This is a genomic window from Enterobacter cloacae complex sp. P24RS, assembly GCF_014982165.1.
Classification (GTDB): Bacteria; Pseudomonadota; Gammaproteobacteria; order Enterobacterales; family Enterobacteriaceae; genus Enterobacter; species Enterobacter quasihormaechei.
Genome location: NZ_JADCKU010000025.1, coordinates 1 through 15,848 on the forward strand (window position 1 = coordinate 1; position 15,848 = coordinate 15,848).

Below are 15,848 nucleotides of genomic sequence, written 5' to 3' on the forward strand. Positions count from 1 at the left end.
CACATGTATAAAATATTATATTCGCTCAGAGAATATATGCTTGTAAGAAAATTCCGTTGGGGATAATGTCTTACCTGCATCAGATTTCCTGGTGTAACGAATTTACAAGTGCTTCTTGCATAAGCAAGTTTGATCCCGGTCATCCCCATGACCGGGATTTTTTTCGCCTTAGCGGTTCGTCTCCGAGACGCTAAAGTCATGGATATCCAGCTCGAACGCTTCGGCCAGCTCGCGGTAGGTATGGTAATCCCGACCGTTGACCACGATGCGGTCTGAATTATCCTCCGCACGATGAACTTCGGACTCACTGATTTCATTGATGGCGGCAAGCAGGGCATCGACGTCCACCTCAACCTCACGCTTAATGGTGTCGCTGTACTCTTTGTCGGTCTTCATTTCGGGCTCCTCATTTAACCGTCTCCACAGCTAAGTATAGACCGCACACAAAAACGCCATTCGCGCCGGGCGGCGATGCCAGGGAAGGTAATTTGTTCTACACTGGCTCAAAACCACAGGAGAAATGTATGAAGGTCAACGATCGGGTAACCGTCAAAACGGACGGTGGGCCGCGCCGCCCGGGTGTGGTGCTGGCGATAGAAGAGTTTAATGAAGGCACGATGTATCTGGTGTCGCTGGAAGATTACCCGCTCGGCATCTGGTTCTTTAACGAACTGGGCCACCCGGATGGGATCTTTGTGGAAACGGCGGAATAGGGCGGCGTCGGGGGCGTTGTCTCCCCGGCTCCGGCTGCTGAAAAGCAAAATCTCTGGCCAGGCCAGAGATCAAGGTAGGGTACAACATGGCCGTGCAACTTAGCGCATATTAACGAAAATCCCATTCGTCACATTATCTGTCAGGCGTACGACATGGTAAATCACTTGCTTATTATGCGTTTTAATTTTCCTTTTAATATTTCCTTTGTGTGACGATACTGTTTTTGCCTTAATATTCATCTGGTCTGAGATCTGAATTGTCCCTTGTCCTGCCATCCACATTCTTAACATACTTGATTCAGTTCTGCTTAATGATAGGGTGGGTAAGTTAATCGCACCTACATTCTTTACTTCTTTATTCAAATAATCGCCCAGAATGTCGTCAAGCGACTCTGGTTTAATCGATTTCGAACTGATTAATAAGTTTTTACGCACCAGCAAATACTCATCGAAATGAATATTGGCGATTGCCATAAAAACAATAAACAAGGTCTTAGGATGCTGATTAATGATCTGCTTAATGTGCTGACTGTTAGCGGGGTCGTGAATGAAACAGTCCTCATTAATAAACACCACGCCTGGCTTGTGGACGTCACAAGCGGCTGCGAGTTCTTCAACGGTGTGCGCATCGTTGATGTCTCTCTTTCTTACCCCTCTGCTTGCTAAGTACCCGGTTAACCCTAGCCGGGTGTAGCTGCATAAATCCATAATGATCGTTGACATGGCATACCCTCACTCAATGCGTAACGATAATTCACCATCTGCCTGAGAGCTCATAAACAGCCATACGGGATGGAAAAAAGCTAATAAAACCTGTGAGCATGACAAAGACTTTCAGGCGAACTCACTATCCCGTAAAGTTACGTATAATTTGCCAGGAATCATCTTAAAGTAAAGTAAATATTAAGTATTGTGAGGTGGTTAGAAACATTTAAACCGCGTCAGATATATCCTGGTAGATGTTTTTCGAGATTATTTTTAGGAATATCCTCAGAAAGACATTGCAAACGCTACGGGTTATTATTTGCGTGGAAGTTCGCTGACAATATCCGCTAACAGATTGAATATCTCGCTGAATAAATGTTCGCAGAAGGGGGCGATAAGGGGCATCAATAATGACATTAATAAAAGGCCAACCGTCAATGTCACTGGAAAACCGATGACGAAAACCGACAGCTGCGGGGCCATTCGGTTGAGTAAACCCAGTGCGAGGTTAACCGTGAGCAGCAGGGTAATGATCGGCAGCGCCAGCATCAGCCCGTTGAGGAAAATCAGTCCGGCAGCCCGCACCAGCGCCAGAAAGGCGTTGCTGTTTACCGGATTGTCGCCAATCGGCAGCGTATGGAAGGTATCCACCAGCATGGAGATCAGCCACAGGTGGCCGTTGAACGAGAGAAACAACAGCATTGCCAGCAGGTCGATAATGCGCGCGAGCACGGGCATATTCAGATGGCTGCCGGGATCAACGAACGTTGCGAAGGAGAGCCCCATTTGCAAGCCGATCAGTTCCCCCGCCGTTCGTACCGCGGCAAAGGCGAGCTGCATCGTAAACCCGACCGCCACGCCAATCATCACCTGTTGCAGGGCAATCCAGATCGCATTCGGGGAAAAAATGGGAATATCCACCGCTGGCAGGGAAGGGGCAACGATAACGGTGATAACGATGCCCAGCCCAATTTTGACGCGTTTAGGCACCGACTTTTCACTGAGAATGGGGGCGGTGGAGATCAGCGCCATGATGCGCAGCATCGGCCAGAAATAGATCCCGAGCCACTGAACAAACTGATCGCTGGTGAAATGCAGCATCGTCCGTCAGCCGATGATGTAAGGCAGGTTGGTGAACAGGTTGCGCATATAGTCCAGCAGCAAATTCAGCATCCATGGCCCGGCGACGATAATCGCCACGAAGACGGCAATGATCTTAGGGATGAACGACAGGGTCATTTCGTTAATCTGCGTGGCGGCCTGGAGAATACTGATAATCAGACCGGTTACCAGCGCAACCAGCAGCAGGGGCGCGGCCACGGCAATCGCGACTTTCATCGCCTCCGTGCCCATCATCATGACCGATTCAGGCGTCATTGCGCGCTCCTCAACTATAGAAACTCTGCGCCAGCGAGCTGACCAGCAGCTGCCAACCGTCGACCAGCACAAACAGCATGATTTTAAAGGGCAGGGCAATGGTCGCGGGCGGAACCATCATCATCCCGAGCGCCATCAGGACGCTGGCGATCACCAGGTCGATGATCAGGAACGGAATAAAAATGGTGAAGCCAATCTGGAACGCGGTTTTCAGCTCGCTCGTGACATACGCTGGCAGCAGGATGCGCATCGGCACCGCTTCCGGCCCCTGTAGCTCCCCCGTGTTCGCGAGACGGGCAAACAGGGCTAAATCCGCTTCGCGCGTCTGGCGAAGCATAAATTCACGTAATGGCTGAGCCCCCTTTTCCAGAGCGACCTGCATGGAAATTTTATCTTCGCTGAACGGCTGGTACGCCTCGGTATAAATCTTGTCGATCACCGGCGACATAATGAAAAAGGTCAGGAAAAGGGCTAAGCCCAGCAGCACCTGATTGGGCGGCGCGGACGGCGTGCCGAGCGCGTTGCGCAGCAGGCCAAACACGATGATGATGCGGGTAAAGCTGGTCATCATCAGAAGGATCGCCGGGATAAAGGTCAGCGAGGTGATGAACACCAGCGTCTGCACGGACAGGGACCAGCTTTGACCCCCGTTCGCCAGCGGTGTGGAAACCAGTCCCGGCAGTTGCGCATACACGGAGGGCGCGAACAGGCCCAGGCCTGCCAGCGTAAGGAATAACAGACGACGCATCAGGATCTCCCGGAACGCTTGAGCAAACTCTTCATAACGGACTGGAAATCCGCAGTGGCCGGGGCGTTTGCCTCTACCGCGGCAGGCGCAGGGGGCAGCGTGTGCAGGACGTTGATGCTGGAGGCGGTCACGCCCAGCACCAGTCGCGCATCTTCCACTTCCACAATAACCACGCGTTCGCGTGGCCCGAGCGTGGTGCTGGCGCTGACCTTCAGCCCGCGCGTGCCGGCCGTTTTCCCCGCCAGACCGAAACGCTTCGCCAGCCAGGCGGCGAGAAGGATAAAGGCAATAATACCAAACAGCGCGCCGCTCACCTGAAGCAGCGGTGAGCCGGGTACGGCGGAGGGCGCGGACATTGTTGCCTGGGTTTTCATGCTTAACGGCTCAGACGACGCATACGTTCGGAAGGAGTAATGATATCGGTGATACGTACGCCGTATTTATCGGCTACCACCACCACTTCGCCCTGGGCAATCAGGTAGCCGTTGATCAGAATATCCAGCGGCTCACCGGCTAAACCGTCCAACGCCACCACGGACCCCTGCGTCAGGCGCAACAGCTCTTTAATGGTCATGCGGGTGCGGCCCAGCTCAACGGTCAGCTTGACCGGAATGTCCATAATCAGGTCGATGTCCTGCAACGTGCCGCTGACGTCACCGCCGCCTAACTGCTGGAATACCGCGTCTGCCGCGCTTTTCGTCGGCGTCGTTTTTTGCTCGTTTAACGCGTCAGCCCACAGATCGTCCAGTGCTCCGCTGTTTTCATCGGACGGATTGTTCATGTCACTCATTTGGGCTGTTCCTCATTCAGCGAATTCAAAATCGGGTTGATCAAGTGCTCTACGCGTAACGCATACTGGCCGTTAATCGTGCCGTACTGGCTTGTCAGCACGGGTACGCCATCCACATGGGCAATAATGCGGTCGGGTTTGTCTATCGGCAAAACGTCGCCGGGTTGTAATTTCAGGATCTGCGATAACCGCATGGAGATATCGGCGAAGTTGGCCACCAGCTCCAGCTGCGAATGCTGCACCTGACGCACCAGGTTCTCACGCCAGTTCTGATCTTCATGGCGTGAGTTCTCCAGCGGCGGGTTCACCAGCAGTTCGCGCAGCGGTTCAATCATGCTGAACGGCAGGCAGATGTTGAACTCGCCCGTCAGGTTGCCGATCTCCACGTGGAACGGGGTGTTCACGACGATGTCGTTCGGGGAGGTGGTGATGTTGGTAAACTTCACCTGCATCTCGGAACGCACGTACTCCACTTCCAGCGGGTTAATCGCTTTCCACGCGTCGCTGTAGGATTCCAGCGCCAGCTTCAGCATGCGGTTAATCACGCGCTGTTCGGTATGAGTAAACTCGCGGCCTTCCACTTTGGTCGGGAAACGACCGTCGCCACCGAACAGGTTATCCACCGCGATGAACACCAGGCTTGGCGAGAACACGACCAGGCCGGTACCGCGCAGCGGCTTGAGATGGATCAGGTTAAGGTTGGTTGGCACCGGCAGGTTGCGGGCAAACTCATGGTACGGCTGAATGCGGATCGCCCCGACGGTGATATCCGGGCTACGACGCAGCAGGTTAAACAGCCCCATACGGAACTGACGTGCAAAACGTTCGTTGATGATCTCCAGCGCCTGTAATCGCTCGCGCACCACGCGACGCTGGGTATTAGGATCGTAGGGACGAACATTATCGTCGCCGGTTAAACTCGGCTTCGGATCGTCACTCTTATCGCTGTCGCCGTTGAGCAGCGCATCGATTTCTGCCTGAGAAAGAATACTGTCGCCCATGTCGTTACCGCAGAATGAAGGCTGTATACAGAACGTCAGTGACTTCCTGCTTAGGTTGGCCGTTGACCAGCGGGGTCGCCAGCGTCTGTTTGATGGCATCGACCAGCTTTTGCTTGCCTACATCGGTGGCGAGCGCGGAGGCGTCCTGACGAGAAAACAGCAGCAGCAGACGGCTACGCACTTCAGGCAGGTAGTCGTTCAGACGTGCCCGGGTCGCTTCATCTTTCAGGCGCAGCGTAATGCCCACGTACAGCACGCGATCCGCATCGCCCAGGTTAACGGTGAACGTATCCAGCGGAAAGAAGACCGGTGCCGGCGGAGGCGGCACGTCAGCCTTGGCGGCCGCGCCGGAGGGCTCCTGCTGCATACGCCAGTAACTGTAGCCTGCGGTGGCGCAGGCCGCGAGGGTAATCAACACCAGCAGCGGGATCCAGATGGAACGCTTGCTTTTTTTGGTGATAGCGGAGTCTGTCATCTGATACGAGCTTCCTGTTTCGGTACAGCTTAATACGGTGATTATCCCGTGTCCGGCTTAGGTCAAAGCGTGGAAAAGACGGAGATAATCACGTTACCTCTGGCGTTTAGGCAAAGATGTCTACGGCACGGCTGCCGCGCGCGGCGGATTGCAGGGCGGCTGGGGTTGGCAATAACTCGTCGCTCTCATCGTTAAACCCGCCAGGCTGACCGGAGCGCGAAGCGTGCTGTTGCTGCCCGGATGAAGACTGCTGCTGCCCGGCAAAGCCCTCGCTGCTGACGCTGCTTTGTGCAAGCTGAATACCATTTTCCGCAAGCTGCGTGCGCAGGATCGGCAGGGCCGCTTCCAGCGCCGCGCGAACGTGGCTGTGGGGCGAAACCATCTGCAACTGCGCCTGGTTGTCATCCAGCTTAAGCGAAATTTGCACCTGACCCAGATCCTCCGGGTGCAGACGCAGCTCCGCGGTCTGCTGTCCCTGCTTTGTGAACAGGGTGATGTGCTGGCTCAGATTCTGCTGCCATTCGTGCGTGCCCAGCGGCTGGCTTAACACCGGTGCTGTCGCAACGGTAGCGGCAGGTTGGGGTGCAGGCAGATGACTGACGACCGGGGCCAGCGTCGCGGTTGGGCTGGAGGCTGGCGACGCCGTGCTCGCTACGTCCTGCTTTTCCGCGACGGCGGCGACAGCTGGCGTAACGGATGCCGTGGCGGGCAGCGACGTATCGCTATCCTGAACCGGCGTTTTATCCTGGCCCGGTAACGCGTGGCTAAGCGGCTGTTGCTGGCCGTTATCCGTCTGGGCTAGCGCAGAGGCGAGGGCGGCGCGGGGCGCGATCCCCGTCGTACTTGCAGGCGCCGTCGCCACCGGGGTGGCGATCTGCTGGTGCGGTAACATTGCCATCAGCGCGCTTAACCCGGCCAGCTCTTCCTCTTCGGTTGCGGTGTCGCTGCTTGTCTTCGCGTCCGTCTGGGTCAGCACCTTCAGCGCGTCCGTATTCGCTGTGGGTTTCAGGCCGGAGACAAGGGTTTGCAGGGAGAGGGCGGTATCCTCTCCGGTCAGTGTCTCCTGGCGGGAGAGCAGCTCGGCGATTTTGGCCTGGAGCGTGGTATCACCGCTTTTTTCCCGTGCCGCTGTCGACAGCTTGCTGCCCGCTGCTTTCAGATCGGCCAGCGTCAGCGGGGCATCTTTACCTTTGCCGGTGGCCTCCGTCAGCGCGCCAGCCAGCAGAGAGAGAAAATCCTGCGCGCCCTCATCGCCTTTTCCGGCCAGCGTGCCGCCGGACGGGTCGCTGTCGGTCATCAGCAGTTGTTGCAGTGTGATCATTCTGGTTTCCTCATTGATGCGCGCTGGGCAAACTCATCCATTTTTTTCTGATCCAGACGGTTTTCCGCCAGGGTCGAGGCTGCAATTTGCCGGTCCTGTAAGGTTTGCCAGGCCTGCAACCGCTGTTTTTTCTCGCGCCAGAAGTTCAGCGCGGTATCGACTTTTTGCGTCCACTGGTTAAGCTGCTGGCGATGCTGCTCAATCGCCTTTTCCAGCGTCTGGATAAACTGCTGATAGTTGATCCAGCGCTGGCTCCCAATGCCCTGCGTCATGTCGGTGTTAAGGTTGGTGCGGTATTCATGCTGATAGTCGATTAACATCTTCAACTGTTCTTCAGCCTGCTGGCACCCGCGCCGCATTGCGCCAAGCTGCAATGCGGCATCATCAACTTCTTTTTCAGCCAGATCTTTCAGCGTTGATAGCGCGCTGTTTTGCGCCATGACCTTCGCCCTCCACCTGTGTTACACCTGCGGGAAAATCAGCTCCAGTGCCTGGAGGGAGTCTTCCCAGTCGGCGCGTTCAAAAATACCTTGTTGCAGAAACGCCTCCAGCTGCGGCCACAGGGCGATCGCTTTATCGAGCATCGGATCGCTGCCTTTGGCGTACGCCCCGACGCTCACCAGATCGCGGTTGCGCTGGAAGCTGGAGAGCAGTTGTTTGAAGTTACGCACGCGGGCGTAGTGCTTCTCGGTAATCAGCGCCGTCATCGCACGGCTGATCGAGGCTTCAATATCAATGGCCGGATAGTGCCCGGCTTCGGCCAGACGGCGCGACAGCACGATATGGCCGTCAAGGATCGCTCGCGCGGAGTCGGCAATCGGATCCTGCTGGTCATCGCCTTCGGTCAGTACCGTATAGAATGCGGTGATGGAGCCCCCGCCGCTGATGCCGTTCCCCGCGCGTTCCACCAGCGCGGGCAGTTTGGCAAAGACCGACGGCGGGTAACCTTTGGTGGCCGGCGGTTCGCCGATGGCGAGCGCAATCTCACGCTGCGCCATCGCGTAACGGGTCAGGGAGTCCATGATCAGCAGCACGTGCTGGCCCCGGTCGCGGAAATCTTCCGCGATCCGCGTGGCGTAGGCGGCACCCTGCATACGCAGCAGCGGCGACACGTCGGCCGGTGCGGCGATCACCACCGAGCGGGCGCGTCCCTCCGCACCCAGAATGTTTTCGATAAAATCTTTAACTTCGCGTCCACGTTCACCGATCAGGCCGACAACGATCACGTCCGCCTGGGTATAACGCGCCATCATGCCGAGCAGGACGGATTTACCCACGCCGGAGCCGGCAAACAGCCCCATACGCTGGCCGCGTCCCACGGTGAGCAGGGCGTTAATTGGCCGCACGCCGGTATCCAGCACGTGCTCTATCGGGGTACGTTGCAGCGGGTTGAAGGGTTGCGTGATGAGCGCGCCGGTTTCGGTGGTATCGGGGGAGGGCAGGCCATCGAGCGGTTTGCCGCTTCCGTCCAGCACGCGGCCCAGCAGCGCCGGACCGAGCGGCAGCTGTTTGCCGCTTTGCAGGCCGTCGCCGCTGATGTTTTTCGCATAGACGCGGGCGCCGGGCAAAATCCCTTCCACCTCTTCAAGGGGCATCAGGAACAGGCGATGACCGTTAAACCCGACCACTTCGCTTTCCACCTCGCGCGTGTCGCCCCCGTCCTGACGCTCAATCACGCAGGTGGCGCCGAGCGGAAGTTGCAGCCCCGTGGCTTCCAGCACCAGTCCGGTGGCGCGCGTCAGGCGACCATAACGACGAACGGACGGCAGCTGCGCCATCTTCGTTTCAAAATTGTCGAGCGTATTAAGCCAGCGCGTCAGGCGAGCGGTCATCAGACGACTCCCGGTGCCGCCAGACGGCACAGTTCCTGCCAGCGGGTCGCGACGCTGGCATCCAGATCGCCCTCATCCGCCGAGACCTTACAGCCCCCGTGATGAAGTGACGGATCGCCGCGCAGCCGCCACCCGTGCAGGCTCAGCGTCGCGCCGAGGCTCTCCTCCACGCGCTGCAAGTCATCAGGATGAACGCGCAGCTGCGGTTTGCCGCTGAACAGCGGCTCCTGCTGGAGCAGGGCCTGGATCTGCTTAATCAGCGCGGCGTTATCCACCACCGGCGTCTGGCCGATCACCTGACGGGCCGCCTCCAGCGCCATCTGCATCAGGCGCGAGGCAATCACGCTGTCCAGCGCATCCAGGGTATGCTGAAATTCGCTCACCAGCTGCTGCATGCGGGCATGTAGCGGCGCCTGCTGCTGGCGCGCCTGCTCGATGCCCTGCTCTAAACCTTTCGCCAGCCCTTCCTGATAGCCCTGCGCGTGCCCGGTCTGACGGCCTTCGTTCATCCCGGCGTTGAAGCCCTGCTCGTGCGCCTGCATTTGCATCTGGGCCAGCAGCTGGGCGCGCTGTTCCTCTTCACTCTGTTCCGGCACGCCCGCATCGGTATCGCCCTCGTCGGACGACTGCATGGCAGGGGTGAACTCTGCGGCAGGAGGGGAGAGGTCGTCAGGCGTCCAGCGCTTCCACGGCAGTTCATCAGACATAGGTGTCGTCTCCGCTGCCAATCACCATCTCGCCGGTTTCCGCCAGACGACGAACGATAAGCAGGATGGCTTTCTGTTCGTTCTCCACCTGAGACAAACGCACCGGGCCGCGGTTGGCAAGGTCGTCGCGCAGGATATCTGCCGCACGTTGGGACATATTGCGCAGGAATTTCTCGCGCAGCGGCTGCTCGGCGCCCTTGAGGGCGATAAGCAGAGATTCCGAATCCACTTCCTGGAGCAGTCGCTGAATGCTGCGATCGTCCACTTCGACCAGGTTTTCGAACAGGAACATCTCGTCGATAATTTTCTGTGCCAGTTCGCCGTCGAACTCGCGTACCGCCGTAATAACCGCCTCTTCCTGCTGGGTTTTCATCAGGTTGATGATTTCCGCTGCCGTTCTCACGCCGCCCATTTTGCTGCGCTTGAGGTTCTGGCCGTCGAGCAGGTTGTTCAGTACTTCGGTCAGCTCTGCCAGCGCGGCAGGCTGGACGCCGCCGAAGGTGGCAATACGCAGCATCACGTCGTGGCGCAGGCGCTCGTCGAACAGCGCCAGAATATCGGCCGCCTGGCCCCGTTTGAGGTGGACCAGAATGGTGGCAATAATCTGCGGGTGCTCGTCGCGAATAAGATCGGCGGCGCTTTGCGGCTCCATAAAGTTGAGCGTTTCGATCCCGCTGGCGGTATCGCGCGTTTCGAGAATGTCTTCCAGCAGGCTGGCGGCGCGCTCTTCGCCCAGCGCCTTAACCAGCACGGAGCGCAGGTATTCGTTGGCGTTGACGTTGAGCGCAGCAAACTGTTCTGCTTCCTGCTCAAACTCCGCCAGCACTTCGGTCAGCTGCTTGTTGGAGATCTGGCGCACGTTGGCCATCGCCGCACTGAGGATCTGCACTTCTCTCTGGGAGAGGTGTTTAAACACCTCCGCCGCGCGGTCTTCGCCAATGGTCATCAGCAGGATGACGCTCTTATCGGTGCCTGTAAGCGTATTACTCATGTTCGTTACCCATCCAACCGCGGATGACCAGCGCGACGACGCGCGGATCGTTATCTGACATTTCGCGAATGCGCTGGCTCATCACCTCTGCGCCCATGCGCTGGTTAGCACGGCGCTGCTGCATCTGTTCATCTTTGCTGAGACGAACCTCGACCGCTTCTTCCTCGTCCTGACGCGTGCTCTTCTGTTCCAGCGCGGCTTTCTCGGCTTCAGCACGACGCTGAAGCTGAGGACGGACGCCTTTACGCCACAGCAGCCACGCGACAATCAGCACCAGCAGCCAGCGGCCAGCGGACATCAGCTGATCGAAGAACGCCTGCTGTTGCCAGAACGGCAGTTCGCCACCGGTTTCATCCACCGGGTTGAACGGTGAGTTCACAACGTTGAGGGTATCGCCACGTTTTTCAGAGAAGCCCATCGCTTCGCGGGTCAGGTTTTCGATCTGCTTCATCTGCTCCGCCGTGAGCGGCAGCGGTTTACCGTCCGGCAGCGTTTTGTAGTTCACGACAACGGCTACAGAAAGGCGCTCGATATCGCCCGTGTTCAGTTTGGTATGGCGGATGGTCCGGTCGACTTCGTAGTTGGTCGTTTCGTTACGGCTGCTGTTGCGCGGGCCGGCACTGTTCGCCGTCGAGGTCGTCTGCTGATTCGTTTGCTGACCGTTCTGCTGGTTTGCCGGCGGCGTGGAGATTGGCGCGGCGTTGGCAGGCGCAGGCTGGTTAGAGAGTGCACCCGGCACCCCGCCAGGATACTGGCCGCCGACCTGTTCCGTCTCATTGATCTGACGCGAGCGTAACACGGCGCGGGAGGCATCCCCGTTCGGAGCGTACTGCTCTTCGGTCTGTTCTTTATTCGAGAAATCAATCTGCGCGGTGACCTGCGCGTGCACGTTGCTGTTGCCAACCACCGGGCCCAGAATCGCTTCGATGCGACGCTGGAGACGGCCTTCCACATCAGCGGCATATTTCAGCTGGGCGTCGTTGAGATCGCGCCCGGCGGTGTTGGACTGCGTCAGCAGGTGACCGCTTTGATCCACCAGCGTGACGTTACCCGGCGGCAGACCGGCTACCGCACTGGAGACCAGGTGCGTCACGGCGCTGATCTGCCCCTCATCCAGCGCGCGGCCAGGTTCGAGGTTAACGGTCACAGAGGCGGAAGGGGACTTTTGTTCGCGAACAAACAGGGACGGCTTAGGCATCGCCAGGTGCACGCGGGCACTCTTCACCGGGCCTAAGGTTTCAATCGTACGGGCCAGCTCACCTTCCAGCGCGCGCTGGTAGTTAACCTGCTCGCTGAACTGGCTGATGCCGAATTTTTCCTGATCCAGCAGCTCAAACCCAACCGCGCCGCCTTTCGGCAGCCCCTGCTGGGCGAGACGCAGGCGAAGCTCGTGCACTTTATCTGCCGGTACTTCAAGCGCACCGCCGTTATCGGCAAAGCGATACGGGATGTTCATCTGGGTCAGCTGGGTGACGATGGCACCGCCATCCTGGTCGGAAAGGTTGCTGTAGAGCGTGCGGTAATCCGGGCTTTTTGCCCATAAGATCATCGCGACAATAATCGCAATGGCGGCAGCGCCTGCCACAATCAACGGGATCTTAGGGTTAGCGCGAAGGCGGTTCATCCACTCAAGTGATTTATTCTGCGGCGCTGTCGATGCTGCTGTCGCACTCATTGCGCACCTCTTAAATCCTGGTGGTTTACGTTATTCGTGTAGAGAAACAAAACTGACTCCCGGGTCGGCAAACACGACAAAAGTTCCATACTGATGGCCCAGCCATTATTTGATGATTCGGGATTTTCTATGCGTCAAATAACCTGGTTTTTTAACGCTATTTACCGCCTTTATCTTATTGACAAGCTGTTAGTCTTGACCCCGTAAAAAACCATCCAGGGGAGAGTCATGGCTATACAGGGCATTGAAGGGGTACTCAGTCAGTTACAGGCAACGGCGATGACGGCCCGCAGCCAGAGCGTGGCTGACCAGCCACCGGGCATTAGCTTCGCCGGTCAGCTGCATGCGGCGCTGGACCGGATCAGCGACAAGCAAAACGCGGCCCGTACCCAGGCTGAGAAATTTACCCTCGGTGAACCCGGCGTGGCGCTCAACGATGTGATGGCCGATCTGCAAAAAGCGTCGGTGTCGTTGCAGATGGGGTTGCAGGTGCGGAACAAGCTGGTGTCGGCGTATCAAGAAGTCATGGGGATGCAGGTTTAAACATTACCTATCTTACGCTGGCAGCCTGATGGCTTTAATGCCACAATATTTTTTTCTTCGCATGCAGGAAAGATGATGAAAAAAGTAGCAATTGTGGCTGCGATGCTGACGTTAGCGGGATGCGTTCAGGTCGAAAACTATCAGGAAGTGGTTAAGCATCCGGCACCTTCGCAACTGGCAGGTTACTGGCAGTCGAAAGGGCCGCAGAGCGCGATGGTGAGCCCGGAGGCGATTGCCACGCTGGTGGTGACGCAAGAGGGTGATACCCTGGACTGTCGTCAGTGGCAGCGCGTTATCGCGGTGCCGGGTAAGATCATGCTGCGTTCAGATGATTATTATAACGTGACCGAAAAACGAGACGTCTATCCGCTGGATCGCGATGGAACCACGCTTGAGTATGACGGCATGGAGCTGCAAAAGGTTGACCGTCCAACGGTGGAGTGCGCAGATTATCTGAGCAAGAATCCGCTGGAGAGTAAGCTTCCGTAACCGTTTTTAGCCGGGTGGCGGCTTCGCCTTACCCGGCCTACAAAAACTAACGGTAAAAGCAAAACGGCAATCGTATTGCCGTTTTTAGGGTTTGCTCCCTTTCCCGTACTAGAGCGCGTCTTCAATCACCCAGACGCTGACGCTTCCCCCGTTACAGAAGAACGTCCCTTCGCCGTCCGCCGCCGTGGTTACGGTTTCCTCGCGATTGCCTAAAAAATCACGCCAGGTCTTATTGCCGTAATTCTCGCCGAGGCAGATCGTCTTCTCTCCGTCATCACCATTCGACAGCACCACCACGCAGCCCGGGTGATCCTCAGTCCCGCTGCGGCTAAACGCAATGCAGTTTGGATGATCGAAAAAGAGCGTCTGCACGCCGTGGGCAAAACGCTGACGGGCGAGTATCAGCTCGTGGAGCTGTTCAATCACCGGCATATCAATGTGATACGTCTCGCCGTCACCCCCGGTGTCGTCATAGCTGGCGCCAAAAAGATCCGGGTAGAACACGCTCGGCACGCCGTTTTCACGCAGCAGGATGAGCGCGTAGGCCAGCGGTTTAAACCAGGCTTCAACCGGGGCTTCCAGCGCCTGCAAGGGTTGGGTGTCATGGTTGGCCACCAGCGTCACGGCATGGAACGGATCGGCTTCCACCAGCGTACCGGTGAAAATCTGGCTCATATCGTAGTCGCGGCCCTGGCGTGACGCCTCGTGAAATTTCATTTGCAGCGGTGCATCAAACAGCATGGTCTTGCCGTCTACCTGATCGATGTAGTGCTGCAATTTATCCACTTCGTGAGACCAGTATTCCGCCACGATAAACAGCGGCTGCGGGGCCACCTCCTGGACGTGCTCAATCCACTCTTTATAGAACCAGGCCGGGATGTGCTTTACCGCGTCCAGGCGGAAGCCGTCGCAGTGGGTTTGCTCCATTACCCAGCGCGCCCAGTATTTGATCTCTTCCGTCACCGCATGGTTGCGAAAATCAATATTTTCGCCCATCAGGTAATCAAAATTGCCCATCTCGTCGTCGACCTGATCGTTCCAGCCTTCGCCGGTGTAGTCGTTCACGATTTTGAAGATACCGTCCTCATTGGGGTTTTCAATGTGGTCGATACCGCTGAAGCATTTGTAATCCCAGACAAACTGCGAATACTGGCCTGCACGAACGGGGAAGGTGTAGCGCGTCCAGGCTTCACATTCGATGATCTCATCGCTGATTTGGGTGCGATCCTGCGCATCCACGCGCTGTACGCGGACGGGTTCCTTTTCATCTGCACCCATTTTGTGGTTGACCACCACGTCCAGAAGCACCGCAATCTGGTTGCTTTTTAAGGCGTTGATGGCCTCCAGCAGCTGGGCTTTATCGCCGTATTTGGTGGCAACGCTGCCTTTCTGGTCAAACTCACCGAGGTCGAAAAGATCGTAGGAGTCATACCCGACGGAATAGCCTCCGGATGCGCCTTTGTACGCCGGCGGTAACCAGACCATATTGATGCCGATTTCGTTCAGGTTGGGGGCTAATGCCGTGACTTCTTGCCACAATTCACCGCCGGTGGGGTAGTACCAGTGAAAACATTGTAAAAGTGTTGGGTTGCGCATGCACCATCTCCATGAGGTCGCGAAACTCAAGTATGGAGCAGGTTTGGCAGAAATGCCTGGCGAACGAAACGGTTAACGCTTGCCCGCCAGTTAAATGGCTAATTAATATCGCTATTACTTTGCGGAACCAGGACATGGCCGCCCTGATTACCGTAGGTGGAGAGCACGGTTTTCTGGATGGAGGATTGCCCAACCAGTTTCGCCAGCTCATCCATTCTGGCTTGCAGCAATGTTTTTACCTGGCCTTCGTTGTCCAGGATCACCCGTAGCGTCGGGCGAAGCTGTTCCTGAATCTGCATCGAAGGTTCACTTTCCTGAGTGAGACGAGCCAGTGAGTGCACCGCATTAACATAGTCGGTTTCACAGATGATCAGATCATCCCATAGTCCCTGCCGGGCCAGTCGCAACATCAACTGGCTCTGCTCAAGGAGTTGCTGATAAAGGGCATAAAGTTGCGGTGCGTTACTCATTAGACGGCGTCCTGCATCAGTTGTGGCGTACCGGCAACCTCCTTCCACCCGTCAGCGATATTGCGCAGCAGGTTTTCCACCTCTTCGATGGCGCTGGCGTCGTTATTCACGTTGGCGTGCAGGAGGCGACGTACCATATAGGCATAAAGGGCAATCAGGTTTTGCGTAAGCTCATCACCGTTATCTTCTACCAGGCCAACTTTCAGCCCGTTTTCGATAATGTTGATGGCTTTGGAGAGCGCCAGCCCTTTTGCCGGGATATTACCGTCTGCCAGGAACAGACGCGCGCGTACCAGCGCGCTGAGGGCTCCATCAAATAGCATGATAACCAGCTGCTGCTGGCTGGCGCTCATCACCGCGCTTTCAACTTCTATCTTTGCGTAGGCTTGCGTGCCTTTTGCGCCGTACATGTTAT

Annotated in this window: 20 protein-coding genes and 1 pseudogene; 3 read left to right on the forward strand and 18 right to left on the reverse strand. The window is 56.9% G+C overall.

The annotated features are described in order from the left end of the window. Positions 1 to 168 precede the first annotated feature (168 nt). Positions 169 to 396 carry a YodD family peroxide/acid resistance protein gene (gene yodD, locus INF58_RS19765; RefSeq protein ID WP_193528356.1) on the reverse strand — a complete coding sequence of 76 codons (228 nt, stop codon included), beginning with the start codon at positions 394 to 396 and terminating at the stop codon, positions 169 to 171. A 128-nt stretch (positions 397 to 524) separates the two neighbouring features. Between yodD and dsrB the strand changes: the two genes are divergently transcribed. Beyond that, positions 525 to 713, forward strand: a complete 189-nt coding sequence (gene dsrB / locus INF58_RS19770; protein WP_003859583.1) for a protein DsrB — start codon at positions 525 to 527, stop codon at positions 711 to 713. 99 nt (positions 714 to 812) lie between these two features. Here the strand turns inward: dsrB and rcsA are convergent, their stop codons facing one another. From rcsA to fliF, 14 genes and pseudogenes are all read right to left on the reverse strand, one after another. Next, positions 813 to 1,436, reverse strand: coding sequence for a transcriptional regulator RcsA (gene rcsA, locus INF58_RS19775; RefSeq protein WP_006811161.1), 624 nt, complete (start codon positions 1,434 to 1,436; stop codon positions 813 to 815). A gap of 287 nt (positions 1,437 to 1,723) precedes the next feature. Then, a pseudogene (gene fliR, locus INF58_RS19780) lies at positions 1,724 to 2,519 on the reverse strand (flagellar biosynthetic protein FliR). Positions 2,520 to 2,525: 6 nt separating this feature from the next. Next, on the reverse strand, positions 2,526 to 2,795 hold the full coding sequence (fliQ, locus tag INF58_RS19785; protein WP_003859587.1) for a flagellar biosynthesis protein FliQ: 270 nt from the start codon (positions 2,793 to 2,795) through the stop codon (positions 2,526 to 2,528). A gap of 10 nt (positions 2,796 to 2,805) precedes the next feature. Then, entirely contained in the window at positions 2,806 to 3,543 is a 738-nt protein-coding gene (gene fliP / locus INF58_RS19790; protein WP_003859589.1) for a flagellar type III secretion system pore protein FliP, read from the reverse strand. After that, the gene (gene fliO, locus INF58_RS19795) at positions 3,543 to 3,917 is read right to left on the reverse strand and encodes a flagellar biosynthetic protein FliO (RefSeq protein WP_193528357.1); all 375 of its coding nucleotides are present in this window, start codon (positions 3,915 to 3,917) and stop codon (positions 3,543 to 3,545) included. The genes fliP and fliO overlap by 1 nt, the downstream gene beginning before the upstream one ends. A gap of 2 nt (positions 3,918 to 3,919) precedes the next feature. Further along, complete coding sequence (gene fliN / locus INF58_RS19800) at positions 3,920 to 4,333, reverse strand: flagellar motor switch protein FliN (RefSeq protein WP_003859592.1); 414 nt, start codon at positions 4,331 to 4,333, stop codon at positions 3,920 to 3,922. Beyond that, positions 4,330 to 5,334 carry a flagellar motor switch protein FliM gene (fliM, locus tag INF58_RS19805; RefSeq protein ID WP_063450179.1) on the reverse strand — a complete coding sequence of 335 codons (1,005 nt, stop codon included), beginning with the start codon at positions 5,332 to 5,334 and terminating at the stop codon, positions 4,330 to 4,332. The genes fliN and fliM overlap by 4 nt, the downstream gene beginning before the upstream one ends. A 4-nt stretch (positions 5,335 to 5,338) precedes the next feature. Beyond that, positions 5,339 to 5,809, reverse strand: coding sequence for a flagellar basal body-associated protein FliL (gene fliL / locus INF58_RS19810; protein ID WP_032103821.1), 471 nt, complete (start codon positions 5,807 to 5,809; stop codon positions 5,339 to 5,341). 106 nt (positions 5,810 to 5,915) lie between these two features. After that, positions 5,916 to 7,130 (reverse strand): flagellar hook length control protein FliK, encoded by a 1,215-nt coding sequence (gene fliK, locus INF58_RS19815; RefSeq protein WP_193528358.1) that lies wholly within the window; start codon positions 7,128 to 7,130, stop codon positions 5,916 to 5,918. Beyond that, positions 7,127 to 7,570, reverse strand: a complete 444-nt coding sequence (fliJ, locus tag INF58_RS19820; protein ID WP_006811155.1) for a flagellar export protein FliJ — start codon at positions 7,568 to 7,570, stop codon at positions 7,127 to 7,129. The genes fliK and fliJ overlap by 4 nt, the downstream gene beginning before the upstream one ends. Positions 7,571 to 7,591: 21 nt before the next feature. After that, on the reverse strand, positions 7,592 to 8,962 hold the full coding sequence (fliI, locus tag INF58_RS19825; RefSeq protein WP_063450177.1) for a flagellar protein export ATPase FliI: 1,371 nt from the start codon (positions 8,960 to 8,962) through the stop codon (positions 7,592 to 7,594). Then, positions 8,962 to 9,669, reverse strand: a complete 708-nt coding sequence (gene fliH / locus INF58_RS19830; protein ID WP_193528359.1) for a flagellar assembly protein FliH — start codon at positions 9,667 to 9,669, stop codon at positions 8,962 to 8,964. The genes fliI and fliH overlap by 1 nt, the downstream gene beginning before the upstream one ends. Continuing rightward, the gene (fliG, locus tag INF58_RS19835) at positions 9,662 to 10,660 is read right to left on the reverse strand and encodes a flagellar motor switch protein FliG (RefSeq protein WP_003859608.1); all 999 of its coding nucleotides are present in this window, start codon (positions 10,658 to 10,660) and stop codon (positions 9,662 to 9,664) included. The genes fliH and fliG overlap by 8 nt, the downstream gene beginning before the upstream one ends. Next, positions 10,653 to 12,335 carry a flagellar basal-body MS-ring/collar protein FliF gene (gene fliF, locus INF58_RS19840; RefSeq protein WP_063868414.1) on the reverse strand — a complete coding sequence of 561 codons (1,683 nt, stop codon included), beginning with the start codon at positions 12,333 to 12,335 and terminating at the stop codon, positions 10,653 to 10,655. Before fliF ends, fliG begins: the two co-directional genes overlap by 8 nt. Positions 12,336 to 12,563: 228 nt before the next feature. Here fliF and fliE point away from each other — a divergent pair, with 228 nt between their 5' ends. Beyond that, a complete protein-coding gene (gene fliE / locus INF58_RS19845; protein WP_064910407.1) occupies positions 12,564 to 12,878 on the forward strand; it encodes a flagellar hook-basal body complex protein FliE in 315 nt (104 codons plus the stop codon). Between the two features lie 75 nt (positions 12,879 to 12,953). After that, the gene (gene yedD / locus INF58_RS19850) at positions 12,954 to 13,367 is read left to right on the forward strand and encodes a lipoprotein YedD (protein ID WP_107533302.1); all 414 of its coding nucleotides are present in this window, start codon (positions 12,954 to 12,956) and stop codon (positions 13,365 to 13,367) included. A 108-nt stretch (positions 13,368 to 13,475) separates the two neighbouring features. Here yedD and amyA read toward each other — a convergent pair whose 3' ends face one another. From amyA to fliS, 3 genes are all read right to left on the reverse strand, one after another. Further along, on the reverse strand, positions 13,476 to 14,963 hold the full coding sequence (amyA, locus tag INF58_RS19855) for an alpha-amylase (protein WP_063868417.1): 1,488 nt from the start codon (positions 14,961 to 14,963) through the stop codon (positions 13,476 to 13,478). A gap of 98 nt (positions 14,964 to 15,061) precedes the next feature. Further along, on the reverse strand, positions 15,062 to 15,433 hold the full coding sequence (fliT, locus tag INF58_RS19860; protein ID WP_006811148.1) for a flagella biosynthesis regulatory protein FliT: 372 nt from the start codon (positions 15,431 to 15,433) through the stop codon (positions 15,062 to 15,064). Then, on the reverse strand, positions 15,433 to 15,843 hold the full coding sequence (fliS, locus tag INF58_RS19865) for a flagellar export chaperone FliS (protein WP_063868419.1): 411 nt from the start codon (positions 15,841 to 15,843) through the stop codon (positions 15,433 to 15,435). Before fliS ends, fliT begins: the two co-directional genes overlap by 1 nt. Positions 15,844 to 15,848: the final 5 nt, after the last annotated feature.